Below are 26,298 nucleotides of genomic sequence, written 5' to 3'. Positions count from 1 at the left end.
CTTCCACGCAGCGCACCGCGACCGACCCAGGAATCCGACATGCCCCCCACCTCCCAAGCCCCGCACGACGTCCCGCAGTTTCCGTTCGGCGGCGTCGTCGACCTGCAAGCTGCCTTTGCCGCGCTGACAGAGTACTGGTCGCCGAAGGTGGTGGCGCGCGTCAACGACAGCTATATCAAGGTGGCCAGGCTGCTGGGCGAATTCGTCTGGCACGACCATGCCGGCGAGGACGAACTGTTCCATGTGGTACGCGGCCAGTTGCGCATCCAGTACGAAGGCGGCAAGGAAGTGGTGTTGCCGGCCGGCTCGATCCACGTGGTGCCGCGTGGCGTGCGCCACAACCCCGTGGCCGACCAGGAATGCTGGATCGTGCTGATGGAGCCCGTCACCACGCTGCATACCGGCGACGTGCAGACCGCGCGCACGCGCTCGCTCGATCAGCAACTCGCCTGATCAATCCGTTCTGGATGCCGCCGCTGCTCGCCGTACTCGGCATCCGCGCCAAGGACGTGGTGGGCTTTACCTTCACGCAGCTGCTGGTCCATGCGCCGCTGGTGCTGATCATGCTGTGGGCGTTTGCGCTGACCCTGCCCTATCATCCGCCGGTCATGCCGTAGCGCCGCGCCTGGCCGGCGCGATCACGCGCGCGTCAGTCGCGCCGGCTAACGCTCAGCCGACAACCTTGCCGACACCGTGGGGGTGGCGTCGCCAACGCCATACTCGGGATTGAGCGGCGGCAGCGTGCGCTTTCTGCCCCGGCGCCGGCGCGCGTCGGCGGCATGTCGCGCGACCCCTTGCGCGAGCACGGTCCCATCCCAGGGGCCGCCGGCGCCGCGCGCGTACAGGTGGCGACGCAAGCCGTCGCCGGCCGCCATCAGCGCCGCGTCACCGGTGGCAGCCACCCACGCACTCGCGCTGCATCCCCAGGCTTGGCGCGTCCACGCCGCCAGCGCGGCATCGGCGGCCACGGCATCGTGCCGGCGACAGGCGTCGTCGAGCGCGGTGCGCAACGTGGCGGTGGCATGGCGCCGCCGCGCGCGTGCCGCGTGAGCCGTCCACCAGCGCGTCCACCAGCGCGTCCACCAGCGCCGCCAACGCGGCCGCAAGCGCCGCCCTGCCTGCCATGCCAGCGCGCCCGCCAATGCGGTTCCCCCCATCCACAGCAGCACGATGCCGGTGCTGAAGTCGCCCGCCCACACACGCGGCGCGAGATCCGCGCCGCGCCGCGCCGCGACCACCCGCAAGGTCACTGCCGGCGCCGTCGAGCGCACCGTCTTGCCGGTCTGCGGATCGAACGACTCGACGGTCACCGCGGGCAATGTCACGTTGCCGGTCTGCTCCAGGACATAGGTCAGCCTGTCGACGCGGCGACCCACGAGGTCCCCCCATCGGCGGTATCGGCCAGGACCGGGTCGGCACGGAACACCCTCGCCCCCGCGGCGAGTCGAGCCGTGGCGGCGCTATCAGCATGGCCTGGGTGCCGATGGCCGAAGTGGTAAGCGTCCGCACCAGCGCGTCGCCGGCATGGAAATGCGTGCCGGCGACAGGGCGGTCGAAGGTCTGGACGATCGACAGCCGCGCCACCGGCAACGCCCCGGCCGCACCTGCGCTGACGCGGATGGGTGTGGGCGGCAGCACGATGCGCCCCGCCTGGGGCCTGCCGTCGTCGCCAGCGTAGGTGAACTGGATCTCCGCTTGCGGCCAGGTGTACTCGCCCGCCTGCTGTGCAACAAAGCGATACGTCTTCTGGATGCCCGCGTAGGAGGTGCCGTCGATGGTCTCGGTGGTGTTGATGCCGCGCTCGTCGGGCATGGTGACCAGTGCGCCCGGCATCTGTAGCGCCGGGAAGACCGGTGCCGACAGGAAGAAATTCGGCGTCAGCAGCGTGACCCGTACCGCGATCTGCTGACCGGCGCGAATGGGCGACTGCGCATCGACGGTGACGCGCGCGAAGGGCCTGGCATCCGTGCTGGCCGGTGCGCTCGCTGGTGCGCTGGCCGGTGCGCCAACCGAAGCGCCGACCGAAGCGCCAACTGAAGGGCTGGTCGAAGCGCTGGCGCGGATAATACGATACGCCAGCAGTCCGGAGCTGCTGCGCCAACTCGCAGGCGCAACACCATGGGCAGCGCCCGGGATCGTTTGCACGGGTGGCGCGGGTGGCGCGGGTGGCGCGGCTGGCGCCCCTTCCTCCGGTTGCGCGGGCGCGGGCGCTTGCCGCTCCAGTGCAAAGCGCCGCTCCAGCAATGCCGTCGGCGAGGTCTGGATGGTCCGCATCCACACCTCGGCGCTCCGCACCAATCCCATCTGGGTCTGCTTGCCGTCTTCCGGTTGCGGTTTGTCCTTGTCGATCTCGATCTGGTCGGGCTTGAGGTCGGGCGGCTCCTCGTCCGCTGGCGGCGTATCAGGCGTATCGGGCCGGCGGAGCAGCGAGCGCGCCAGCCTGAGGTTCGCACTGGCCGCCGGCCACTGCGGCCGCAGCGCCAGCGCCTTGCCGAAATGCGTGATCGCGTCCTCGTACCGGCCCGCGCGAAACCACGCATCGCCCTGGTTGAATTCGCTCTCGGCCGTATCGAGGCGCGCAAAGCTGCGCGCCGCATCCTCGAAGTGGCCCGCACGATATTGCGCCAGGCCGCGCCACATCGGATCCTCGAACAGCGTGGCCGCGCGCGCGTAGTCCGCCTGCTCGTAGGCCCACCGCCCCTGCTGATCGCGCGTCAGCCACAGGTCGACAAAGCGCTGCCACAGCGCGACGGCCGTCGGCATGCCAGCCGGGGTATCAGCGGCAGCAGCGGCATCAGCGGCACGACCGGCGTCCGTATCGCCGGCGCTATCGGCAGCCCCGGCGACGGCCGGCGCCACTATCTGCGCGTGCACGCGCGCGCCCGGCGTCCACCCCATCGGCAACATCAGCGCAAGCAGCAAGCCCGCCATCCATCGCACCGTCCACCCCTTGCGAAACCAGAACATCGACACCAGCGCAATCGGTATCGTGAGCCACCATCCCATGTCGCGCCAGCTCGCGAGCGTGGCCGCGTGCTGGCGCTCCAGATGCGCCTGCACATGGTGCTGCACCCATGCCACATCGGCATCGCCGTCCGCGGTAAACGTCGCCACCGGGACGCCTTCGTCGCGCAACCGGCGCAAGCCGTCGAGGTGGTCGTCGCCAATCGCCAGAATCACCGGCAGACTGCGTCCACCGCGCGCCTGCGCACGAAATGCCGCGGCCGCGCCCGGCTCCACGCCATCGGTGAGGAAGACGATGGTGCCTGGCACCGGCTCCCGCGCCAATGCCGCATCGATCGTGCGCAACGCCAGCGCGCTGTCCTTGCCCGGCACCGGCATGATGCGCGTCTGCAAGGCGTCGATAAAGGTCTGCAACAGGCGTGTATCGTCGGTGAGCGGCAATACGAGATGCGTCGAGCCACCGTAGGCGTACAGCGCCGTACGCGCACCGTCGCGCCGCGCCAGCAGCGCGCGCGCCTTGAGCTTGGCGCGCTCCAGGCGGGTCGGCGAAATGTCGCTGGCATCCATCGACGGCGACAGGTCGAACGCCATCGCCAGCGGCGCGCGGTCTTCCACGAACGGCGGCTGCTCGCGCTCCCACGTCGGCCCCGCCAGCGCAAGCGCGGCCAGCACCAGCAAGGCCGCCATGCCATGGATCGGCCGCATGACCACGCGCCCGCGGCGCGCGCCCACCGTCAGCGCGGCAAGCAGATGCGGCGCGATGACGTCGCCCCAGCGCCGGCCGACGTCGTCGCGTCGCCGCACGGCCCATAACAGCAGCCACGCGACAACGATGACCAGCAGCCATGCCGGCCGCAGGAAGTGAAAGTCCGCGAGCGCGTTCATGCCGCCGTCTCCTGCCCGCGCCGCGCCGTCGCCCGCCGCCAGCGCGTCACCATCGCCATCGTCGTCTGATAGGCGAGCACGATGAGCACGGCCGCCCCCAGTGGCCACATGAACAGTTCACGACGCGGGCGCCATGCCGCGCTGGTCTCGTCGTGAGGCAGTACCCGATCGATGGTGGCGTAGATCTGCGCCAGTTCGTCCTGGTTCGCGCCGTAGAAATAGCGGCCACCGGTGTCCGCGGCGATGCTGCGCAGCGTTTCCAGATCCACCTTGTTCTCGCCCGTCGCGGCAGGGTCGCCGATGCCGACCGTATGCACGGTAAAGCCGCGTTGCCGCGCGATATCGGCGGCGCGCCTGGGTGGCATACGGCTCGCGGTATCGTTACCGTCGGTCAGCACGATCATCACCTTGTCCCGCGCATGGCTCTCGTCGAACAGCTTGATGCCGAGGCCGAGCGCATCGCCCAGCGCGGTGCTGGGCCCCGCCATGCCGGGCAGCATGGTGGCGAGCATGGTCTGCACGAGGGCGTGATCGAGCGTAAATGGCACCAGCGGGTAGGCCGCGTCGCCAAACACGATCAGCCCGATGCGATCACCGGCGCGCTGCGCGACAAACGCGCTCACTACCTGCCGGACCGCCTGCACGCGCGCCACCGGCAGACCCGATGGGCCGTTGAAATCGCGCGTATCCATCGACTGCGACAGATCGAGCGCGAGCAGCAGATCGCGCGCCGGTTGCACGCGCGTCACCGGCGGTTCCACGTACTGTGGGCGTGCCAGCGCCGTCACCACCAGCAGCCAGGCGAGCGGCGCCAGCACCCGCCGCGCCCAGTTGGCACGCGGCACCGCCGCCCCGCGCGCGGGCCGCAAGCCGGCCGCGCTGGCCACTTCGCCAAAGAACGGCAGTCGCACCGACGGACGTTCCTCGCGATAGGGCGGCAGCAGCCACCAGAGCAACACCGGCACCGGCAGCAGGACCAGGAGCCACGGATACTCAAACGCGTACACGATGATCACGAATCCATTGACGGCACGCCTCGGCCACGGCGTGCGCCATGTCGCCCTTGTCGCCCTTGTCGCCCTTGTCGCCCTTGTCGCCCTTGTCGCCCTTGTCGCCCTTGCCCGCGCTGGTTGCCTGGGCTGGCCAGCTCGACAGCCCGGCGCGATACTCGGCATCGTCGACCAGCGCCGTCAACCGCGCCACATCCGCGCGCGGCGCCCCATGAGCAACGAGAAAGCTCGCCCATGCCGTGCCACTGAGGCCGGCTACGGCGGTCCGCGGCCACGCCGCGAGCGCCACGCGCTTGAGCAAAGCGGCCATACCCGCCAATGCCTCGGCACGCCGCGCGTCGTCGGCCAGCTGTTGCCGCAGGTCTGCCAGTTCCGCGAGCGCCTCGCGCCGGTAGCGATTGGCACACCAGCGGCGCCACCAGCGCCATGCAAGTACCAGCCCCACCACCGCCAGCACACCAGCCAGGATCGGCCAGCCGATCGTCTGCGGCGCCCACGATGGTGGCGGCACCATCACCACGTCGACCAGCTGTTCCGGTGCGACGCTGAGGCGGACATTGCCATCGACAGGGCCATGGCCGTTGCCACCAAGGTTGCCGGCAACATCCGCATCCCCGCTACCCGCTCCGCGCGCGCTCATCGCCCACCTCGCAGTGGTTGCCCGAGCAGCCTGCGCAACTGCAACGGCACGTCCTCCGCCGCCGACAATGGCAGCAGCGGCACGCCGATACCGCGATGCCACGCCAGCAGCTCCCGGCTGCGCGCATCGACAAACCCGGCGATGGCGCGCCGTATCGCCTCGCGTCCCAGCCCGAGTTCCACCTGCAACACACCATCGCTAACGACCAGCTGGCCCGAGCCCGGCAGGCGGTCGAGAAAGGGGTCATGCACCAGCATCGTCAGCACATCGTTGCGCGCCCGCATGCCGAGCATCAGTTCGCGGGTGCGGGCATCGTACCCATCGAAGTCGCTGACCACCACCACGAGGAAGTCATGCGTCGCCAGCCGCTGCGCCCGTTCCAGCGCGCGATTGAGTTGCGCGCCGCCCTCGCCTGCCGGCGCATCCGCGTGCAACGCGGCATTCATGCGCGCCACCTCGCCCAGCAGATGCTGCACCGCCGGCCGGCTGCGGCGTGGGGCCTGCTCCCAGAACATCTCGTCGCCAAACACCATGCCACCGACGCGATCGCCCTCGGACAACGCCCGCCACGCCACCAGCGCCGCCGCCTGCGCGGCGCACACCGACTTCATCGCACGGCGACTGCCAAAGAACATATTGATGCGCTGGTCGACCAGTACCAGCACGGGCCGATCCTTCTCCTCGGCATAGACCCGCACGAATGGCTTGCCGGTACGCGCCGTCACGCGCCAGTCCATACTGCGAATATCGTCGCCAGACAGATAGGGCCTGACCTCCTCGAAGCTCAGACCCCGCCCGCGCACATGCGAGGCATGCCGTCCCGCCAGCACGCTTTGCACGGGCTGGCGCGGCAGAAAATGAAAACCGCAGGCCGCGCGCTCCAGTGCCGCGAGTTCGGCGGCATCGACACTGACCCCTTGCATGGCCGGCCGTCTCAGCCCACCGCCACGCGTTGTACCAGGCGGTCGATCACCGTATCGGCGCGAACGCCGCCCGCATGCGCCTCGTACGACAGCATCAGGCGGTGCCGGAACACCTCGTGCACCACCGCCTGCACGTCATCGGGCGTCACATAGTCACGCCCCTGCAGCCACGCATACGCGCGCGACACCCGGTCCAGCCCGATCGATCCGCGCGGACTCACGCCGACCTGAATCCATTTGCCCAACGCCTCGTCGAACGCCTCGGGCGCACGCGTGGCCTGCACCAGCGCCACGATATACCGCGCCACGGCATCGCTCACATGCACGCCATGCACTTCCCGGCGTGCGGCAAAGATGGCCTCGGGCGCCAGCCGGGCCGAGGCAGGCGCATCCGCCGCGCCGACGGCTGCCGCCTCCTCGTCGCGTGCCATGCGCACGATCTCCGCCTCCGCGCCGGCATCGGGGTAACCCACGCTGACGTGCATCAGAAAGCGGTCCATCTGCGCCTCCGGCAGCGGATACGTGCCCTCCTGCTCGATCGGATTCTGCGTCGCCATGACCAGGAACAGCGGCTCCAGCCGGTGCGTGGCCTTGCCGACCGTCACCTGCCGCTCTTCCATCGCCTCCAGCAGGGCCGCCTGCACCTTGGCCGGCGAACGGTTGACCTCGTCGGCCAGCACGAGGTTGGCAAAGATCGGCCCGGGCTGAAAGCGGAACTGGCCCTGCCCTTCTTCACTGACATAGATCTCGGAGCCAGTGATATCGGCGGGCAACAGATCCGGCGTGAACTGGATACGCGACAGACCCGCATCGAGATACCGCGCCAGGCTCTTGATCGCACGGGTCTTGGCCAGTCCGGGCAAACCCTCCACCAGCAGGTGGCCATCGGCCAGGAGCCCCAGCAGCAGGCAATCGATCATATGCTGCTGCCCGATGATCGAGGTGCCCATGTGCTGGCGCAGTTGCAGTACCGCGTCGCGCGCGCTCATGGCCGCTCTCCATGCGTACGGCCCGCTGCGCCACCGCGTGGGCGCCCCCCGCCGACGAACCAGCCATAGTAGGGGTTGCCGCCATCGATCCGCAGCACGCTGTCCAGATGGCGGGCCCACGTCGCGCGGTCGCCGCGGTACGCCGCCAGGCCCGCCAGATAGAACCGGTGCAACACCGCCCGCTCCGCCGCGATCGCCGCTTGCGTCGACGCATCGGCATGCACCAGCGGTGGTTCCGTTTGCAGCGCCAGTAGGGTCTCCAGCGTGCGGGCGAATCCGCCGCGGCGCACCCACGATGCATACTCGATGCGCGGCCGGTCGTCGGTCACGGCCGGGGCGTCGCCCGCATAGCGCAGCAGACCCGCGCGGTCGGTAACCCAGGTGGCGAGCAAAGCGGCCGGGCTGCGCACGCCCACTTCGCCGAGCGCGTCTGCCACTGCCGGCTCGGCCATGCGCGCCGCGATGCGGCCGGCGTCGAGCTCCAGCGGCGACGGCGATCCCACCAGCAGCATCTCGTGCAGTTCCGTGGACCAGAGCGACGCATACGGATAGACCTCGAGAAAGCTGCGCACGAGTGCGCGCGTGTCGGCGTCGTTCTGCGTCGGCAACGGCAACCATTGCGCCACGATGCCGTCCCGCGCCAGACGCGCCGCCGCGATCCGATAGAAATCCGTACTGTAGAGATTGACCACGCCCGCGGCCGAGGGCGGTGGCGGTTCCAGCGTGATCAGGTCGTAGCGCTCGGCGCTGCGCAGCAGTTCGCGACGTCCGTCGCGCACGCGAATCTCCACGCGACGGTCATCCACCACGCCGAAGTTGCCCGTGAACATCGGCGCGGCCCGCGTCACCGCGGGCAGCAATTCCGCCACCACGCGACGGTCGAGCCCCGGATAAGCCAAGGTAGCGCCAGCCGTAATCCCGGTACCGAGGCCGATCACCAGGACGCTGTGCGGCGTGCCCCGATGCACCAGCAACGGCAACAACGCCTGCAGTCGCATATAGCGCAGCGAAGTCATCGCATCGCCCGAATTGCTCACTCCCTGGATATAGAGCCGGCGGAAGCGCTGGTCCCGGGCACCCTGCTGCCGCGCCCCTTGCTCCATCACCGCGACGGTGCCACCACGGCCCTCGTCGTAGAACACGAGCCGCCCGCCACGGGCTTGCGCCAGCGCGGTCGCCAGCCGGTCGGCCGGAACCCATGCCACCGTGACCAGCGTCGCCACCGTGGCGATCGCGACCGCCCAGCGCGTCCGCGTGCGCACACCCTGCCCCAGCGTGAGCGCGGTCAGTGCCACCACGCATGCCGCCAGCGCCAGTGCGCCCAACGCGTGCACAACGCCGAGCCAGGGCACGAGCACAAAGCCCGCCAGCATGCTGCCGGCAATACCGCCGACGGTATTGAGCGCGATGACCCGCCCGACCCCGGTCGCGACCCGTGGACCCGCCACCGCCAGACGCAGCACAAACGGAAAGGCCGCGCCAAGCAGCAGGGTGGGCACAAACACCACGCACAACGCAGCGATGGCAAAGCGTGTGCTCATCGACGCCATGGTGCTATCGGTCAGCGCGAGCACCGTGCCGGCGGCCACACCCTGCGCACGCAGCAGCCACGGTCCGAGCCATGCCAGTTCGACCAGCGCGGTGAGCCCTGCCAGCGCGATCAGCAGCGCAAACGCACCCGACGGATCGCGCGCGCGATCGGCATGTCGCGCGGCGATCGCGCTACCGAGTGCCAACCCCGTCAGATACGTGGCCAGCACGATCGCAAATGCAAAGGCTCGCGTGCTGATGAACGGCGCGATCGCCTGCGACCAGACCACTTCGTAGCCCAGCGCAATGCCGCCTGCCACCGCATACAGCCCGAGCGCGCGCCACCGTTGCGGTCCATCGCGCGCGTCTTGCTCGCGCGCCGGCAACGCACCGACATCCCCCCTCGCTGGCGTAGCGGCATCGTCCGCGGCGGCCATCGGCGCCGCGCGACGATCGAGCACAAAGGCCACCACCGCGGCACAACCGTTCAGTCCTGCTGCCACCCATGCGCTTGCCTGGATGCCGAACGACGGTATCAGCACAAAGCTGACCAGCAGCGTGCCGGCGATCGCGCCGGCCGTATTGGCCGCGTAGAGTTGCCCGCCGCCGCGACCGACGGGGTCGCCATGGCGGGCCGCGATGCGCATCAAAACCGGCAACGTACCGCCCATCGCCACCGCCGGCACACCCACCAGCACAAACGGCACCCCCCACGCCAGCACGCCGACGCGGTCCTCAAGCCAGGCGAACGGCGCCGCCGCGTGCGGCAACAGCAGTGTCGATATCACCGCCAGCGCGGCAATCGCGACTTCCAGCCCGGCATAGCAACGCAGGGGCCGCGCCTGGGCGTCGGCCCATCGGCCGCCCCACCATCCGCCCAGTGCAAGGCCGCCAAAGAACGCACTCACCGCCGTGGTCACGGCATGCACTTCCACGCCGACGACGAGGCTCAGTTGTTTGATCCACAGCATCTGATACACGAGCCCGGCCATGCCTGAGACAAACAGCAGCGCGGCGGCGTGCGCCGGCAGCGCACCGTGGGTGGCCATCCGACGCAGCGACGCGGCACGCGCGCGCGCCGCCGGGCCGGCTTGCGTGCGCAACCCATCCGCCCGCACCAGTCCCACGCGCCGCTTTCCGACCGGCTTCATGGCGTGGCGGCGGGCGGATAGATCGCGGCCCAGTCCTGCTTCATGCTGATCACGGTCCAGCCACGCGAGGTGGCCGCATCGAGTGCCTGGTCGAGCTTGCCGATCTTCGATTGCCGGTCATAGGCAAACTCGCGTTCGGCATCGTCGTGATGCACCAGCAGTGCCAGGTGCGGCCCGTCGCCGGTGGCCGTGTATTCCAGCATCTGCAGATCGCCATCGGAGTTGCCGACGGCAAGGATCGGCCGCTGTCCGATATGACGATAGATGCCGACCGGCTTGACCGGCCCGTCGTTGATCGTGTCGAGCTTAGGTTCGCGCACGAGTACGCCCTTGCCGTCGCGCATCTCGTAACGCACCACCTGGCTCGAGCCGATCACCTGCTCGGGTGGCACGCCATAGGCCTGTTCGCTCCACGGCCGCATGAAATCGATGGTGCCACCGGACACGATATAGGTCTTGAAGCCATGCGCCCGCAGATACGCCAGCAACTCGACCTGCGGCTGATAGACCAGCTCCGTGTAGGGACGGTTGAGTTTTGGATGCCGCGCGCGGCCGAGCCATGCACGGATCATGGCATCGTATTCGTCGACCGTCATGCCGCTGTTGGCGGTGGCGATCAGCGCCAACAGGTCGCGCTGATGGGCCATGGCCCCGGCCAGGTCATTCGCCATCAATGCCTTGAAAGCTGGATTGCCACGCCATTCGGGATGTTGCGGCGCGACGGCCCGGACGCGATCGATCAGATAGAAGTACTGGAAATAGACCGGCTGCTCGCTCCACAGCGTGCCGTCATTGTCAAAGACCGCCACCCGCGCGGCGGGCGGTACATAGCGAGGCGAGCCTGGGCGCGTCACGTCCGCGACAAACGCCTCGATCGCGCGCCGGGCGGCGGTATCGCGCCATGATGGCAGCGCCGGGGTGGCGGCCGGCGTCCTGGCGGTCGGCGCGCCGGCCGCCGGCGGCATGGCAGTCGCATGCTCGCGCTCGGGCTGCGCACAGCCGGCCACGCCGGCGAGCGTGGCGGCCAATGCCATGGCGCCCGCCAGGGCCCATGCACGCGCACGCGGCAGCGGATTTGAAAAGAATGCAGTCATGGTGAAAACGTCGATGGCGCTTGCATGGCGGACCATCATTGCAGATCACCTGAGGCAACGGAATTTACTCTTTTCGCTCCAGTGCCTTAAATGGATTGGGATACCCCGTCAGATAGGAGCTTCTATGAAATCCCTGCACCTGATAGGCGCGCCGACAGATGTTGGCGCCAGCATTCGCGGCACGTCGATGGGCCCGGAGGCGTTACGCGTGGCGGATATCGTCGGCACGCTCGCGCGCGACGGCCTGCAGGTTACCGATCTGGGCAATCTGGCCGGCCCGGCCAATCCGGGCCAGGGCCCCATCGACGGCCTGCGCCATCTGGAGGAAGTGGTGGCCTGGAACACCAGCGTCTTCCAGGCTGCCTATGAAATTCTTGCCAATGGCCGCATGCCGGTGCTGATGGGCGGCGACCATTGCCTTGCCATCGGCTCGATCAGCGCCGCCGCACGCCATTGTCGCGAGACCGGCAAGCAGCTCATGGTGCTATGGCTCGACGCCCACGCCGATGCCAACACGGGCAGCACCAGTCCCACCGGCAATATCCACGGCATGCCGGTCGCATGCCTGTGCGGCGATGGCCCGGAGCCACTCACCACGCTGTCCGGCGCCCGCCCCGCCATGGCCGCGCACGACATCCGGCAAATCGGCATTCGTAGCGTGGATCCCGAGGAAAAGCAGCGCCTGCGCGAGCTCGGCCTGCCCGTGTTCGACATGCGCTATATCGACGAGAATGGCATGCGCGAAACCATGCGCCAGGCGCTCGCCGGACTCGATGGCAACACCCATCTGCACGTGAGCTTCGACGTCGACTTCCTCGATTGCCAGATCGCGCCCGGCGTCGGCACTCCGGTGCGTGGCGGCCCGACCTACCGCGAGACCCACCTCGCGCTGGAAATGATCGCGGACACGGGTGCGCTGGGCTCGCTCGATGTGCTGGAGCTGAACCCGGCGCGAGATATCCGCAACCAGACCGCGGAGCTCGTGGTGGAACTGCTGGAGAGCCTGTTCGGCAAGTCGACGTTGTTGCGTTGAACAGATCCGGGCGCGCGCTCGCGGCGGCCGGTGTCACGATCAAACGGAGACTCGCATGGACAGCATCATTGTGGTCGGCGGCGGATTTGGCGGCCTGTGGAGCGCGATCGGTGCCGCCCGCAAGCTTCGTGAAGCCGGCATCGGGCAAGACCGCGCAGAAGTATTGCTGATCGACCCCGAACCCCATCATCGCGTGCGCGTCCGCAACTATGAAGCGGACCTGGCCAGCACGCTGGTGCCCTATGCCGAAGTCCTGGCACCGATCGGCGTCAGGCATGTGAAGGGCGAAGTCGTGGCGATCGACGTGGCGGCGCAGACGGTCGCGGTGCGGCAGGACCAACGGACTGCCACGCTACCGTATGCCCGGCTTATCGTCGCCACCGGCAGCCAGCTGACACGTCCGCCCATCCCGGGCCTCGCGGCGCACGCCTTCGATATCGATACCTACGAAGGCGCCCGTCGGCTGCAGGCGCATATCCAGGGATTGGCGGCAATGCCCCCGGCGCCAGAACGTTTTACCGCCGTGGTGCTAGGTGCTGGACTAACGGGTATCGAGCTCGCACTCGAACTGCCGGAGCGCCTGCGCGAGGCGGCAAGCCGGGCGCAGGGTGCGGCCGGCGCCCTGACCTGCCGGACCATCCTCGCGGACCGCAATGCATGTATCGGCGCCGCAATGGGCGGCGCCATCCCCGTGATCGCACGGGCCTGCCACGAGCTCGGCGTCGAGACCCTGCCGAATGTCGCGCTCGCCGCCATCGACGCCACCGGCGTGACATGGGCCGATGGCTCACGCCTGCCGGCGGCGACGGTGGTATGGTGCGGCGGCATGCGCGCGCATCCGCTCAACGCTTCGCTGCCGGTGACACTCGACCCGCTCGGACGGCTGCCTGTCGACAGTTTCATGCGTGTCAATGGCCTGCCGAATGTGTTCGCGGCGGGCGATGCGGCCCACGCACTGATCGATGGCAGCCATGCGTCGGTCATGTCCTGCCAGCACGCCCGCCCGATGGGCCGCTTTGCCGGCCACAACGCGGCAGCCGCGCTGCTCGGCTCGCCAATGCTCGCCTTGCGGATCGACTGGTACACGACGATTCTCGATCTCGGCCCCTGGGGCGCCGTGTACACGGAGGGATGGGACCGCCACCTCGTCGCGCAAGGCGAGGTCGCCAAGCAAACCAAGCGCACCATCAACCACGAGCGCATCTACCCGCCCAGGTCCGCCAACGCCGACGACATCCTGCAGGCCGGCGCACCCGTGGTGCAGCGACCGCCGGCGTATGGGGCGAGCGACTGACGGCGAGTGTGCATCGCGGTGATGGAAAACAAGGGGACACGAAACAAGCCGACCGGAACCCTGAAAAGGTCTACGCCGATCCGCGGGGTGGTTGGGTGGCGCAGAGCGACCCGTTGCGGTCGTTGGAACTCTCAAAAGCGGACGTTCCACCGATCGTGAGAAACTCGATTCGGCACATCTCGTCGCCCTCTTCCGTTACCGGTTCCGTGTCGCAGCCGGCTGACACCCCGCTTACCATTTAACAGAGCTGCTAATCAATCTGTTAGATTTCCAGCATTCCGATACGCGAGTTCGCATGCCGGGATGGCGTGCGTTACGTCGCTTGGCCGTTACCATGCCCTAAACGGTCGAGTCGCGGCTATATGCCGTCATGGTTGAAGCGCAGAGCGGCGATGATCTAATCGAGTTTTCTCACACCACATGCTGCTCCGGATGAAGAAACCAATCGCTCTCCTTGGTGCCATGATGACGCTGTCAAGCGCTTACGCCTATGCGGGTGGCCCCGAGCCGGATGCCATGCAGAGTTGCGGCGCGGCGGCGAGAGTTGGCAGCCTGAATGGCATCGTGCGCAAGGAATTCATGGCTCGGTGCATGGATGCGGCGTATGGCAAGGGCGAAGAGACTGCCGCCGCTCAGCCGGAGTCACTAAGAGGAGACGAGCCCTTCACCGGTTCGTGGTTCATTGATCTGCGTAAGCCACAGGAACAGAAGGACGGTTTGGATTGCGGCAGCGCCTCCTTTGATCTCGTGCAACGTGGCAACCAGATCATTGGCAGCCACGATTTCTCGGCCGTGTATTGTGGCCGATTAAATGAAGGTGGTTGGGGCACCGTCCATGGCGTAGTCAACAAGGGTGTTGCGGTGCTGGTGGTTGTCAGTGGTCGGAACGGCGGTGCCAATGTTGGTACCGCCACAGTTGGTAGTGGCAAGCTACGTTGGCGCTCGGTCGCCCAGATCCGAGGTGGAGATCAGGAAGGGGATTCGCCATTGATTTTGTTCAAAGGTGATCTGCGGCGCGATAAGCGGTAATAGCAGGGACGCACCATACCTTCGTGACAAGGCCCCTAGCCTTTCCAAAGCCCTATTGCGCTACGAGGCAAGCACAAATCCGTTTTCTCCGAATTGACGTAGAAGAGGTCGTGAGGCAAGCCGGTTGCCATGTTGGCCATGCGGATATCAGGCCATTAGGACGCCGCCTTAGCCCTCACGGGTTTTGCCGGCCATGAAGTCATTGAGATGGTGAATTGGTGGCTCCGGATCACCGGAAAAAAAGGCGATGACGTCCCCAACTGGCGCTGAAGCAGGTCGTGGATCCCTTGAGCTTGGGGGGAATAAAAACAATCGTCCAGCACAGGATTTCCAACGGCTTGATGCAGGTTGTCATCATTGCTCGTGCCCAGCATCACGCTGCTACCAGGCCGCCGCTACGCCACACTGATCGTTAAGCCCTCTGGCAAGCGAGCGTTACGGTAAGGCGCGGGCGCTGACACGAGGAGATCCACCCCGCGATGGCCACGACTTCTCCCCTGAAGATCCAGGCCCTTCTCCGCCAATCGGCGCTTGACCACAAAAAAAGAGCGGGCCCAAGGCCCGCTCTTCCTTCGGCTCGCCGGCTTGCGCTCAGGACGCCGGAACCGTGGCCGGCGCCGGGGCGACCGGCGTACCAGGCGTACCCGCCTTGCCTGACGACACCTGCGTGGTCTCGTTCCACCCGCCACCGAGGGCCTTGTACAGGTTGACCTCGCTGGTCAGCTGGTTCAGGCGACTGGTGATCAGCTGCTGCTGCGCCGTGTACAACTGGCGCTGCGCGTCGAGCACTGTCAGGTAGCTGTCGACGCCCGTGCGGTAACGGCTGTCCGCCAGCTTGTAATAGTCCTGGCTCGCGGCCACCAGTCGGGTCTGCGCCTGCAGCTGGTCCGTGAACGTGCCGCGCGCGGCAAGACCGTCGGACACTTCGCGGAAGGCGGTCTGGATCGACCGCTCGTACTGCGCCACATTGATGTCCTTCTGGATCTTGGCAAAGTCCAGGCTCGCACGCAGGCTGCCCGCCGTGAAGATCGGCAGGTTGATCTGCGGCTGGAACAGCCACGTCCCCGTACCCGCATCGAACAACCCCGAGAGCTGGCGGCTGGCGGTGCCGGCCGCGGCGGTCAGGCTGATGCTCGGGAAGAACGCGGCACGGGCCGCACCGATATTGGCGTTGGCCGCCCGCAGCGCGTGTTCGGCGGCCAGGATATCGGGCCGGTTCTGCAGCAGGTCGGACGGCAGCCCGACCGGCACCTCGGCCACCAGCCTGTCGTCGAGCGGCAACGCCTCCGGCAGGTCCGCCGGCACGCCGGCGCCGAGCAGCAGCGTCAGCGCATTGACGTCCTGCGCCACGAGCCGCGTGAACTGCGCCAGCAGCGCGCGCTGGTTCTCCACGCTGGTTTCCGACTGGCGCAGGTCCAGGCGCGACGCCACACCTTCCTGGTAGCTGCGGCGCGTCAGGTTGAAGCTGCGCTCGTAGTTCTCCAGCGTCTGGCGCGAGAGCTCCAGCTGCGCCTGGTCCGCGCGCAGCGTCAGATAGGCATTGGCGACATTGGCAACCAGTGCGATATGCGTGCTGCGGCGCGCTTCCTCGCTCTGGAAGTACGTCTCCAGCGCCGACTCGCTCAGGCTGCGCAGGCGGCCGAACAGGTCGATCTCCCATGCCGTGGTGCCCAGCGACACGCCGTACTGGCGGCTGATGACGCGCTGCCCGGTGGTGCTGAGATCGGCCGGCACACGCTGGCGCGTGCCCTGGCCGGTGACATCGACTTCCGGGAACAGGTCCGCGCGCTGGATACGGTACTGCGCGCGGAACGACTCCATGTTCAGCACGGCAATGCGCAGGTCGCGGTTGTTCTGCAGCGCGATTTCGATCAGCCGGCGCAGGCGCGGATCGGCAAAGTAATCCTGCCAGCCGAGCTCGGCGGCTGACGGCCCCGGCCCGTTGGCGACATCCGCCGCCGGGTAGGCGTCGCCCTGCGGATAGGCGCCATCCACCGGCGCGGCCGGTCGCTCGAAGGTCGGGATCAGGCTGCAACCGGCCAGCAAGGCACCGGCCGCAAGGCTAACGATGGTTTTTCTCATGAGAGGGCTCCCTTCTCGAGGGAGGTGTCATCCTTGGGCTTCCTGCCCTTGAACAGCGAGGTGACCGCGACGAAGAACAGCGGCACCCAGAAGATCGCCAGTACGGTCGCGGTGACCATGCCACCAATCACGCCGGTACCGATGGCGTGCTGGCTGCCGGAACCCGCACCGGTCGATACGGCCAGCGGGAACACACCGAGCATGAACGCCAGCGAGGTCATGATGATCGGCCGCAGACGCATGCGGCAGGCCTCGATCGCGGCCTCCACCACGCCCTTGCCCTGCTCGTGCAGTTCCTTGGCGAATTCCACGATCAGGATCGCGTTCTTCGCCGATAGCCCCACCGTGGTGAGCAGACCCACCTGGAAGAACACATCGTTCGACAGTCCGCGCAGCAGCGTGGCAATCAGCGCGCCCACCACACCGAGCGGCACCACCAGCATCACCGAGAACGGAATCGACCAGCTTTCGTACAGCGCGGCCAGGCACAGGAACACCACCAGCAGCGAGAGCGCATACAGCGCGGGCGCCTGCGAGCCGGACAACCGTTCCTCGTACGAGAGACCCGTCCACGAATAGCCGATACCCGGCGGCATCTGCTTCATGATCTCGGCCACCGCTTCCATTGCCTCGCCGGTACTGCGGCCCGCGGCCGGTTCACCCAGCACTTCCACCGCCGGCACGCCGTTATAGCGCTGCAGCTTGGGCGAACCATAGCCCCAGTGGCCGGTCGCAAACGCCGAGAACGGCACCATGTCGCCATTCCCATTGCGGATGAACCACTTGGTCAGATCCTCGGGCGACATGCGCGCATTCGGACGACCCTGCAGATACACCCGCTTCACGCGGCCCCGGTCGATAAAGTCGTTCACATAGCTGGAGCCCCATGCGATCGACACCGTGCTGTTGATATCCGACAGCGAAATGCCGAGCGCGCGGGCCTTTTCGTCGTCGATATCGAGCAGGTACTGCGGCTCGTCGTTGAGGCCGTTGGGCCGCACGCGCTGCAGCGCCGGATTCTGCGCCGCCAGCTGCAGGAACTTGTTGCGCGCAGCCATGAGCGCGTCGTGGCCCACGCCGGCCTGATCCTGGATATAGAAGTCGAAGCCGGTCGCGTTGCCAAGCTCCTGCACCGCAGGCGGCGCAAAGGCGAACGCGAGCGAATCGCGGAACGTGCTGAACTTGGCCTGGGCGCGCTTGGTGAGGTCGAACACGCTGGTGGCGTCGCCCTCGCGCTCCTTGAACGGCTTGAGCAGAATGAACGCAAGACCCGAGCTCTGGCCGCGGCCGGCAAAGTTGAAGCCGTTCACGGTGAACAGCGACTCCACCACCTTGCCCTCGTCATTCAGCAGGTACTCGCGCATCTGGTCCAGCACCTTCTGCGTCCGTTCGGCGGTCGAGCCCGGCGGCGTCTGCACCTGCGCGTAGAGCACGCCCTGGTCTTCCTCCGGCAGGAACGAGGTCGGGATCTTGGTAAACAGGAAGGCCATGACCGCGACGATGGCGATATACGCGATCAGGAACGGCGCCCGCCGCTTGAGGATGCCCGACACGCCGCGCTCATACTTCTGCGTGGACGCGATAAAGCCACGGTTGAACCAGCCGAAGAAGCCCTTCTTGTGCTCGCCGTGGTCGCCCTTCTCGATCGGCTTGAGCATGGTCGCGCACAGCGCGGGCGTCAGGATCAGCGCCACCAGCACCGACAGCACCATCGAGGCCACGATCGTGATCGAGAACTGCCGGTAGATCACGCCGGTGGACCCGCCAAAGAACGCCATCGGCAGGAACACCGCGGACAGCACCAGCGCAATCCCCACCAGCGCGCCCTGGATCTGCCCCATCGATTTTCGGGCGGCCTCCTTCGGCGGTAGCCCATCCTCGGCCATCACCCGCTCGACGTTCTCCACCACCACGATCGCATCGTCCACCAGCAGGCCGATGGCGAGCACCATCCCGAACATGGTCAGGGTGTTGATCGAGTAGCCGAACGCGGCCAGCACGCCGAAGGTACCCAGCAGCACCACCGGCACCGCGATCGTCGGGATCAGCGTGGCGCGGAAGTTCTGCAGGAACAGGTACATCACCAGGAACACCAGCACGATGGCTTCCAGCAGGGTCTTCACCACCTCGTGGATCGAGTCCGCGATCACCGGCGTGGTGTCGTACGGGAACACGATCTTCATGCCCGGCGGAAAGAACGGCTCGAGCTGCCCCAACGTCTGGCGAATCGCCTTGACCGTATTCAGCGCGTTGGCGCCGGTGGCCAGACGGATGGCGATACCGGAAGCCGGCGCGCCGTTGTACTGCGCATTGATGGTGTAGTCCTGGCCGCCCAGACCCACCTCGGCCACGTCGCGCAGGCGCACCTGCGAGCCGTCGGGATTGACCTTGAGCAGGATGTCGCCGAACTGCTCGGCGGTCTGCAGCCGGGTCTTGCCGATGATGGTCGCGTTGAGCTGCTGGCCCCGCACCGCCGGCAGGCCGCCGATCTGGCCGGACGCCACCTGCACGTTCTGCGCGCGCACGGCGTTGCTCACATCGAGCGGCGTCAGCTGATAGCTGTTGAGGCGCGCCGGATCGAGCCACACGCGCATGGCGTACTGCGAGCCGAACACCTGGAAGTCGCCCACGCCCGAGGTCCGCGACAGCGGGTCCTGGAGGTTCGACACGATGTAGTTCGACAGGTCTTCCCGGGTAATGCTCTTGTCCGTGGAGACCAGGCCCACGATCAGCAGGAAGTTACGCACCGACTTGGTCACGCGGATACCCTGCTGCTGGACTTCCTGCGGCAGCAGCGGCGTGGCGAGCTGCAGCTTGTTCTGCACCTGCACCTGCGCGATGTCGGGGTTGGTCCCCTGCTCGAACGTGACGGTGATGGTCATGCTGCCGTCGGAGTTCGATTCCGAGAAGATGTAGCGCAGGCCGTCCAGGCCGTTCAGCTGCTGCTCGATCACCTGCACCACCGTATCCTGCACGGTCTGCGCCGAGGCACCGGGGTAGGTCACGGAGATCGCGATCGTGGGCGGCGCGATCGCGGGGTACTGGTTCACCGGCAGCGAGCGGATGGCGAGCACCCCGGCCAGCATGATGACGAGCGCGATCACCCACGCGAAGATCGGGCGCTCGATAAAGAAATTAGACATGGCGAATCCTTATGCTTGCCGTCCCGCTCAGGACTTGGCCGCCGGCGCGGAAGCCGCCGCCGGCGCGGAGGCACCCCCCGGCGCGGCGGGCGCGGTGTCGGCCACCGCCTTGACCTTGACGCCCGGGCGCACGAACTGCAGGCCCTCGACGATCACGCGGTCACCCGCCTTGAGGCCATCGGTGACCAGCCAGCGGTCGCCGATGGTGCGGTCGGTCTTCAGCTGGCGCAGTTCGACTTCATCCTTGGCATTGACCACCAGGGCGGTCGCATTGCCCTTGAGGTCGCGCGTCACCCCACGCTGCGGCGCCAGAATCGCGTCGTTGCGCACGCCTTCCTGCAGGCGTGCATGCACGAACATGCCCGGCAACAGGTCATGGCGCGGGTTCGGAAACACCGCGCGCAGCGTCACCGAGCCGGTGCCCTGGTCCACCGACACCTCGGAGAATTCCAGACGGCCGGTCTGCGGGTAGACCGTACCGTCCTCGAGCACCAGGCTCGCCTTGGCGGCGTTGGCACCGGCCGACTCGAGCTGGCCATTCTGCAGTTCGCGGCGCAGGCGCAGCAGCGAGGTCGACGGCTGCGTCACGTCCACGTAGATCGGGTCCAGCTGCTGCACGGTGGCCAGCGCGTTGCTCTGACCATTGGTCACCAGCGCGCCTTCGGTCACCAGCGAGCGCCCGATGCGGCCTGAAATCGGCGACAGCACCTTGGTATAGCGCAGGTTGATCCGCGCCTGGTCCACCGCCGCCTCGGCCTGCTGGTACGCCGCCTTGGCTTCGTCATATTGCTGCTTGCTCACCGCTTCGTCGCCCACCAGGCGGCCATAGCGCTCCGCCAGCAGGCGCGACGAGGCCAGCGTGGCGGCGGCGTTCTTGTAGGTGGCCTCATACGTCGAAGGGTCGATCTGGTACAGCTGCTGCCCCTGCTTGACGTCGCTGCCCTCGGTGAACAGGCGCTTGAGGATGATGCCGTTCACCTGCGGCCGCACCTCGGCGATGCGATACGGATTGGTACGGCCTGGCAGAAGGGTTTCGAGCGTGACCGACTCCGGCTGGAGCGTCACGACCTTTACCTCGGGCGTCTGGGGGGCGGGCGGCTTCTTTTCACCGCCACAGGCGGCAAGCATCACGACGGCAATGCCCAGCATGCCCGGAATCAAAGCACGCGTGGCGCGCATTGGTTGCATAGCGATTTCCTCGAGGATGAAACAGGATCAATCAGGATGATCGGGTGAATCAGACAGGGAGCCTGGCGCGAGTGCCAGGCGGGTGGCCAGCCTGCCGGGTCCGCAGGCGCGGGAGGGCGGCAGGATTGGCCATCGCTTGATGAACAGCCGGTCAGGGGCATGGCAGCAGCACGCAAGCAACTGCCATGCCCATGACCGGTCGATTACCGTTGGGATCGTTGGAATATCAGCAGTGCCTGGCCATTACCCCTGCTTTCGCCAGTGCACTGGCCTGGACTTCTCCCCGCGGGCGGCGCCCGTCTTTATCCGAAAAATTGGCTTGGATCATGGCTTGTTCGTATTACCGTTCCATGCGCGAGGCCGTGCACCGATCTGGTGTGGGCATCGTCTCGCAGACCGCGCCGGGCACGCGGCCATGGCCGGCCGCCGGTTGCCGGCGGCAGACGCCAACGGCAAATGTATGCCACGCAGGACCCGACCTCAATGGCTGCCCGATGAGGAACGTGCGATGCGGGGCCCGTATTGCCGACCTTCCCCCTCCGAAAGATCGACCGGCACCGCTGCTCGCCCATGGTCATTGTCCCTGCGACGCGACGGCATTCGATGTCACGCCCGAAGTTAAACCTTCAGCCGTGCATGTATGCCGCACGCCATCCTACCAGCTTGCAGAAGAATCCGGATAAGCCGCTTTATCGTGTAATGAAGTGAAATACTTGGGCGAGGGCCCGAAAGCGGTGTCGAAACCCGCAAACGTTGCGTTTGGCGTCCGATAATGACGGTTTTCTGGCATGCGCCGTGCGATATTCCGCAAGAATCCCGCGAGGGAAACATGGTGTTTTCACGCGGGGACATTCTCGCGCAGGAAGTCGACAAGCGCCCGCTGCCCCGCCGTCAGCGCGATTTCGCCTGCCACCAGGGCCAGCTCGGTCGGGGCCAGCGCGGGAAAATCCTGGCACACGCGATGGTCCGGCAGCAACGCCGTGGTGGGCAGGACCGACACGCCGAGCCCGGACGACACCGCTGCCTGGATACCGGTCAGGCTCTGGCTGCCGAACGCCAGCCGCCAGCGCCGCTGCGCCTGGTCGAGGCAACGGATGGCGCGCTGCCGATAGACGCAGCCCTGCGGAAACAGCGCCAGCGGCACTGGCGCGTCGTCGTCGCCAGGGTCCCATGCGGTCCCGGCCGCGGCAGCCCACACCAGGGTCTCCGGCCAGGTTGCCAGGCTCGGCCCGCTGCCGGGCTCGCGCTTGACCAGCGCGATCTCGATCTCGCCCGCCGCAAGCTTCTGACGCAAGTCGATGCTCATGCCCGCCACGGTCTCCAGTCGCACCTCGGGCCGTTCCCGCACAAAGCCCGACAGCATCGCCGACATGCGGCGCGCATCGAAATCCTCGGGCACCCCGATCCGCACGGTCGACACCCGTCCATCGCTGGCCAGCGCGTCCGCAGCCTCCTGGGAGAGCGCCAGCAGGCGACGCGCGTACTGGGCCAGCAGTTCGCCATGCGCAGTCGCCGTGACGTGCGTGCCCGAGCGGTCGCGCACCAGCAACGGCCGCCCCACCCCCTCCTCGAGCTTGCGGATCTGCTGGCTCACCGTCGACTGGGTACGGTGCACGCGGTCGCCCGCGCGCGTGAAGCTGCCCTCGTCCACCACCGCAACGAGGGTCTTGAGGAGTACGAGGTCATCGAACATGGCGTTATTTGAAAATCAACTTACCCTCACATGGTAATTTCATTTTCAAATAAACGCCAAGCTGACTACGCTACGGGCATTCCCATCCAACCCCGGAGCCCATCATGCCCACCCCCTCCCGCCTGTCCACCCTGCCCCGTACCGCGCGCCCGCAATGGCTCACCTTCGACTGTTACGGCACGCTGATCCAGTGGGACGAAGGCCTGCAACAGGCCGTCGATACCATCCTGCGCGGCAAGCAGGCGCAGCGCGTGCCGACGGCGCGTCTGATCGAGGTCTACGACCGCTACGAACACCAGCTGGAACAGACGCCGCCGCATCGCAACTTCCGCACCGTCGCCGGAGAAGGGCTGCGCATGGCCCTGGAGGAACTCGACCTGCCGCCCGCGCCCGGCGATATCGAGGTGCTGACGCAGAGCATTTCCCGCATGCCGCCGTTTCCGGAAGTGGTGGCGGCGCTGGGCCGCCTCAAGGCAATGGGTTTTCGCACCTGCATCGTCTCGAATACCGACGACGACATCATCGCCGGCAACGTGGCGCAATTGGGCGGTCATATCGATCGCGTCATCACCGCGCAGCAGGCCGGCGCCTACAAGCCGGCGCGGCGCCTGTTCGACTATGCTCACGAACAGCTCGGCGTATCGAAGGACGAGGTCGTGCATATCTGCGCGAGTCCGCACCTCGACCACGCGGCCGCGCGCGATATCGGCTTCCGCTGCGTCTGGGTCGACCGCGGCACCGGCCGCAAGCTGCTGCCCGACTACGTGCCCGACGCCATCGTCGGCACCCTCGACGAGGTGCCGACGCTGTTCGACTCGCTCGGCTGGTAAGCCTGCCCGCACCAAGGCAAAACGTAACGACGGTACAACGCAAACAGAAAGGATGACATCGTGGCCCACACCCTGACCACCAGCGGCAACGCGCCCGCGCGCGCCGGACTCGACGCCGACGCCGTCTGGCAAGCGCGCGTGGAACTCGCGGCGTGCTTCCGGCTTGCCGCGCAGCACGGTTTCGAGGAAGGCGTCTGCAACCACTTCTCGGCGGTGGTGCCGGGGCACGACGATCTGTTCCTGGTGAATCCCTACGGCTTTGCCTTCGACGAGATCACTGCATCGCTCCTGCTGGTATGCGATTTCGCCGGTCATGTGATCGCTGGCGAAGGCAAACCGGAAGCCACCGCGTTCTATATTCACGCGCGCCTCCACCGCGCACAGCCGCGCGTGCGCGCGGCGTTCCACACGCATATGCCCAACGCCACCGCGCTGGCGCTGCTCGACGGCCCGCCGCTCGCATGGGCGGGCCAGACCGCGCTCAAGTTCTATGGACGTACCGCGGTCGACGAGCACTACAACGGCCTCGCGCTCGACGAGAGCGAAGGCGACCGCATCGCCGACGCGATGGGCCAGGCCGATATCGTCTTCATGAAGAACCACGGCGTGATGGTAGTCGGGCCGACCATCGCCGAAGCGTGGGACGATCTCTACTACCTGGAGCGCGCGGCGGAAGTCCAGCTCAAGGCGATGAGCAGCGGACGCGCGCTCAAGCCGGTGCCACCCGACATCGCCCAGCGTACGTACGAGCAGATGCGGCAGGGCGACCCGGAAAGCGCACGCGCGCATCTCGACAGCGGCATGCGACGCCTGCGCGCGCAGGGGGTGGCATTCGACGCCTGAGCGCCCCCCGCGCGCGCGCTCACACACTCACTCGCCGTATAACGGGATGGCGCGTGCCTGCTCGAAGCGCGCGCCGTCGACAAACGGGTTGCGCGGTTCGCGCACATCACGTGCGCCGTCGACGAACGGATTGCGCGGCCGGTGAATATCGCGCGCGCCATCGACAAACGGATTGCGCGGGTCACGCACGTCGCGCGCACCATCGCTGTAGACGTCGCGCGGGCTGAGACTGCCGGCGTTGGCGGCCTGCGGTAGCGTGCCCATCGTCAGCGCAAATGGCACCGACACGGCCAGCAGGGTTTTGACGGTCGACTTCATGACATCACTCCTGAAGATTGGATACGTAAAACAGATACGCAGAAGACTGTATGGACAACCAGGCTCGATACGGCTCGACATCCCTGGCCACGCCTGCGGTCTTGCATGGGGCCTTCGTGCTGTCGGCACGATTGCGTCGTGGCTTGGTGCCAAATATAGGCGCCGGTGCTGCATTGCAGTAGGGGTCTGCGCCGTTAAGCACTCGCAACCGGCATTTGATAATCAGGTCGCCCGTACGTCTCGCGCATGTCGCCCGCATGTCTCGCGCATGTCTCGCGCATGTCTGGTTGCTGACCTCGCGTTACCGGCCTGGAGAGCAGCCTGGGCGTGGCATGCTTCCTGCACGGCAGGGGCATATGACCACATGGAGGGACGCATCATGAAGGTCCGTCTGCTACCCGGCGTGGTGATCACCGCCACGTCTTTGATCGTCGCCATTGCGGCGACTCCGGTACTGGTGATGGCCGCCGGTGCCGACGCCGATACGCCGTCGTCCACAGGACGCACCGCGGCACCGCGCGATACGGCTGCCACCAGCGATCGCGCCATCACCGCCAACGTGCAGGCAAAGCTTGCAGCGGTACCCGGCGTGGATATCAATCGCATCAAGGTGAACACCGTCGATGGCGTGGTGCGACTGGAAGGAACGATCCGCGACGAAGCGCAACGCGAGAATATTTTGCAAGCGGCCAAGGATACGCGCGGCGTCACCGCGGTATCCGATGAGTTGCATACCGCGTCGAAGTAGAAGCGCGGGTCATCATCGTCGCCACCTCCCCGGCCGGGGCCACCATGGCGCCGCCGCGGCCCCTTCGCGTGACCGCACGTGACGCAAGCGCCGGCCACCGATAGCGGTCGCGCCATTTCATCTTGTTTATGTCTGATGTAGAAAATCGCTCGCGGTAGCCCTGCCCGTCTCAAGGTCTTAAATAAGAATTATTCTCATTTAATCTAGGATTGAGCGCTCTTGAGAAACCATACCGATGGAGCGCTCATGACGGGGATCGACGCAGGGATCGACGCACGGACCGAAGCACGGACCGACGCGGCGACGGACAAGCAGGCCGCGATGGTACGCGTCTTCATCGCCCAACGCCGGCGACTGCTGAGCGTGGCCACGCGCATTCTCGGCTGTCCGTCGCAGGCCGAGGACGTGGTCCACGACGCCTATCTCAAGTTATGCCAGACCCTGCCGCACGAACGCTGCCTGTGCGAGGCGAGCTACGTCTGCCGCGTGGTGCGCAATGTCGCGCTCGACAGTTATCGACGGCAGCAACTGGAGAAGCGGCTGTTCGCGCCCGATTACGTGGAGACCGAGGTCCCGCTCGATACCAACTCGCCCGACCGCATCGCCATCGACCGCGAGCAGCAACGCGGGCTGCGCAATGCCATGCGCGCGCTGCCGCCGCGCACGCGCGATGCCGTGGTCCAGTACTACTTCGGGGACCAGACCCAGCGTTGCATCGCCGAGCGGCTCGGCATCTCGCCCACGATGGTCAACTTCATCCTCCAGGACGCCCGCACCGCGCTCGGTGCGATGCATCTGTCCGACCAGGCGTCGGCCGCCTTTGCTCGTTCGCGCCCGCGCGAATACCACGGTGGCCGTGACGCGGCGCCGCACACCCCTGACGACCGTGGGTGAATTGGCAGCGCGACTAA

At 67.0% G+C, this 26,298-nt stretch carries 21 protein-coding genes and 1 pseudogene; 9 read left to right on the top strand and 13 right to left on the bottom strand.

Annotated elements, in window-relative coordinates:
- The first annotated feature begins 39 nt into the window (after positions 1-39).
- Together DFLDMN_RS19720 and DFLDMN_RS19715 are read left to right on the top strand one after the other, a co-directional pair.
- A complete protein-coding gene (locus DFLDMN_RS19720) occupies positions 40-453 on the top strand; it encodes a cupin domain-containing protein (protein ID WP_423199564.1) in 414 nt (137 codons plus the stop codon).
- Positions 447-617, top strand: a pseudogene (locus DFLDMN_RS19715) (TIGR00366 family protein); the annotation flags it as partial. The gene DFLDMN_RS19720 and the pseudogene DFLDMN_RS19715, both read left to right, overlap by 7 nt.
- A 45-nt stretch (positions 618-662) precedes the next feature.
- Here the strand turns inward: DFLDMN_RS19715 and DFLDMN_RS19710 are convergent.
- From DFLDMN_RS19710 to DFLDMN_RS19675, 8 genes are read right to left on the bottom strand one after another with little or no spacing between them, the layout of a single operon-like run.
- On the bottom strand, positions 663-902 hold the full coding sequence (locus DFLDMN_RS19710; protein WP_423199563.1) for a hypothetical protein: 240 nt from the start codon (positions 900-902) through the stop codon (positions 663-665).
- Positions 886-3,849 (bottom strand): VWA domain-containing protein, encoded by a 2,964-nt coding sequence (locus DFLDMN_RS19705; protein ID WP_423199562.1) that lies wholly within the window; start codon positions 3,847-3,849, stop codon positions 886-888. The genes DFLDMN_RS19710 and DFLDMN_RS19705 overlap by 17 nt, the downstream gene beginning before the upstream one ends.
- Positions 3,846-4,856, bottom strand: coding sequence for a vWA domain-containing protein (locus tag DFLDMN_RS19700; protein ID WP_423199561.1), 1,011 nt, complete (start codon positions 4,854-4,856; stop codon positions 3,846-3,848). Before DFLDMN_RS19700 ends, DFLDMN_RS19705 begins: the two co-directional genes overlap by 4 nt.
- Positions 4,843-5,499 (bottom strand): DUF4381 domain-containing protein, encoded by a 657-nt coding sequence (locus DFLDMN_RS19695; RefSeq protein WP_423199560.1) that lies wholly within the window; start codon positions 5,497-5,499, stop codon positions 4,843-4,845. Before DFLDMN_RS19695 ends, DFLDMN_RS19700 begins: the two co-directional genes overlap by 14 nt.
- A complete protein-coding gene (locus tag DFLDMN_RS19690; RefSeq protein WP_423199559.1) occupies positions 5,496-6,422 on the bottom strand; it encodes a DUF58 domain-containing protein in 927 nt (308 codons plus the stop codon). The genes DFLDMN_RS19695 and DFLDMN_RS19690 overlap by 4 nt, the downstream gene beginning before the upstream one ends.
- 11 nt (positions 6,423-6,433) lie before the next feature.
- On the bottom strand, positions 6,434-7,411 hold the full coding sequence (locus tag DFLDMN_RS19685) for an AAA family ATPase (RefSeq protein WP_423199558.1): 978 nt from the start codon (positions 7,409-7,411) through the stop codon (positions 6,434-6,436).
- The gene (locus DFLDMN_RS19680; RefSeq protein ID WP_423199557.1) at positions 7,408-10,092 is read right to left on the bottom strand and encodes a fused MFS/spermidine synthase; all 2,685 of its coding nucleotides are present in this window, start codon (positions 10,090-10,092) and stop codon (positions 7,408-7,410) included. Before DFLDMN_RS19680 ends, DFLDMN_RS19685 begins: the two co-directional genes overlap by 4 nt.
- Positions 10,089-11,186 (bottom strand): HAD family hydrolase, encoded by a 1,098-nt coding sequence (locus DFLDMN_RS19675; protein ID WP_423199556.1) that lies wholly within the window; start codon positions 11,184-11,186, stop codon positions 10,089-10,091. The genes DFLDMN_RS19680 and DFLDMN_RS19675 overlap by 4 nt, the downstream gene beginning before the upstream one ends.
- 124 nt (positions 11,187-11,310) lie before the next feature.
- Between DFLDMN_RS19675 and rocF the strand changes: the two genes are divergently transcribed.
- The 3 genes from rocF to DFLDMN_RS19660 all read left to right on the top strand — a co-directional run bounded on the left by rocF (position 11,311) and on the right by DFLDMN_RS19660 (position 14,542).
- Complete coding sequence (gene rocF, locus DFLDMN_RS19670; RefSeq protein WP_423199555.1) at positions 11,311-12,219, top strand: arginase; 909 nt, start codon at positions 11,311-11,313, stop codon at positions 12,217-12,219.
- Positions 12,220-12,274: 55 nt separating this feature from the next.
- Positions 12,275-13,513 (top strand): NAD(P)/FAD-dependent oxidoreductase, encoded by a 1,239-nt coding sequence (locus tag DFLDMN_RS19665; protein ID WP_423199554.1) that lies wholly within the window; start codon positions 12,275-12,277, stop codon positions 13,511-13,513.
- Between the two features lie 432 nt (positions 13,514-13,945).
- Positions 13,946-14,542: a hypothetical protein gene (locus tag DFLDMN_RS19660; protein WP_423199553.1), complete on the top strand. Its 597-nt coding sequence runs from the start codon at positions 13,946-13,948 to the stop codon at positions 14,540-14,542.
- A gap of 591 nt (positions 14,543-15,133) precedes the next feature.
- Here the strand turns inward: DFLDMN_RS19660 and DFLDMN_RS19655 are convergent.
- The 4 genes from DFLDMN_RS19655 to DFLDMN_RS19640 all read right to left on the bottom strand — a co-directional run bounded on the left by DFLDMN_RS19655 (position 15,134) and on the right by DFLDMN_RS19640 (position 22,648).
- The gene (locus DFLDMN_RS19655; protein WP_423199552.1) at positions 15,134-16,624 is read right to left on the bottom strand and encodes an AdeC/AdeK/OprM family multidrug efflux complex outer membrane factor; all 1,491 of its coding nucleotides are present in this window, start codon (positions 16,622-16,624) and stop codon (positions 15,134-15,136) included.
- Positions 16,621-19,767 carry an efflux RND transporter permease subunit gene (locus DFLDMN_RS19650; protein WP_423199551.1) on the bottom strand — a complete coding sequence of 1,049 codons (3,147 nt, stop codon included), beginning with the start codon at positions 19,765-19,767 and terminating at the stop codon, positions 16,621-16,623. The genes DFLDMN_RS19655 and DFLDMN_RS19650 overlap by 4 nt, the downstream gene beginning before the upstream one ends.
- A 27-nt stretch (positions 19,768-19,794) precedes the next feature.
- The gene (locus DFLDMN_RS19645; protein WP_423199550.1) at positions 19,795-20,955 is read right to left on the bottom strand and encodes an efflux RND transporter periplasmic adaptor subunit; all 1,161 of its coding nucleotides are present in this window, start codon (positions 20,953-20,955) and stop codon (positions 19,795-19,797) included.
- 838 nt (positions 20,956-21,793) lie between these two features.
- Positions 21,794-22,648 (bottom strand): LysR family transcriptional regulator, encoded by an 855-nt coding sequence (locus DFLDMN_RS19640; RefSeq protein WP_423199549.1) that lies wholly within the window; start codon positions 22,646-22,648, stop codon positions 21,794-21,796.
- A gap of 104 nt (positions 22,649-22,752) precedes the next feature.
- On the opposite strand from DFLDMN_RS19640, the gene DFLDMN_RS19635 reads away from it, so the two are divergent.
- Positions 22,753-23,478 carry a haloacid dehalogenase type II gene (locus tag DFLDMN_RS19635; protein ID WP_423199548.1) on the top strand — a complete coding sequence of 242 codons (726 nt, stop codon included), beginning with the start codon at positions 22,753-22,755 and terminating at the stop codon, positions 23,476-23,478.
- Between the two features lie 60 nt (positions 23,479-23,538).
- Positions 23,539-24,321, top strand: a complete 783-nt coding sequence (locus DFLDMN_RS19630) for an aldolase (protein WP_423199547.1) — start codon at positions 23,539-23,541, stop codon at positions 24,319-24,321.
- A 27-nt stretch (positions 24,322-24,348) separates the two neighbouring features.
- On the opposite strand, the gene DFLDMN_RS19625 is transcribed toward DFLDMN_RS19630, so the two are convergent.
- Complete coding sequence (locus DFLDMN_RS19625; RefSeq protein ID WP_423199546.1) at positions 24,349-24,639, bottom strand: hydroxyquinol 1,2-dioxygenase; 291 nt, start codon at positions 24,637-24,639, stop codon at positions 24,349-24,351.
- Positions 24,640-25,018: 379 nt separating this feature from the next.
- Here DFLDMN_RS19625 and DFLDMN_RS19620 point away from each other — a divergent pair, with 379 nt between their 5' ends.
- Positions 25,019-25,387 carry a BON domain-containing protein gene (locus DFLDMN_RS19620; protein ID WP_423199545.1) on the top strand — a complete coding sequence of 123 codons (369 nt, stop codon included), beginning with the start codon at positions 25,019-25,021 and terminating at the stop codon, positions 25,385-25,387.
- Between the two features lie 246 nt (positions 25,388-25,633).
- Entirely contained in the window at positions 25,634-26,281 is a 648-nt protein-coding gene (locus DFLDMN_RS19615; RefSeq protein ID WP_423199544.1) for a sigma-70 family RNA polymerase sigma factor, read from the top strand.
- Positions 26,282-26,298 lie beyond the last annotated feature (17 nt).

Origin of the sequence: Cupriavidus sp. H19C3, from assembly GCF_049393815.1 — a bacterium.
Classification (GTDB): domain Bacteria; phylum Pseudomonadota; class Gammaproteobacteria; order Burkholderiales; family Burkholderiaceae; genus Cupriavidus.
Note: the sequence above shows the minus strand (reverse complement) of the source record. Positions and strands in the feature narration are given on the sequence as shown.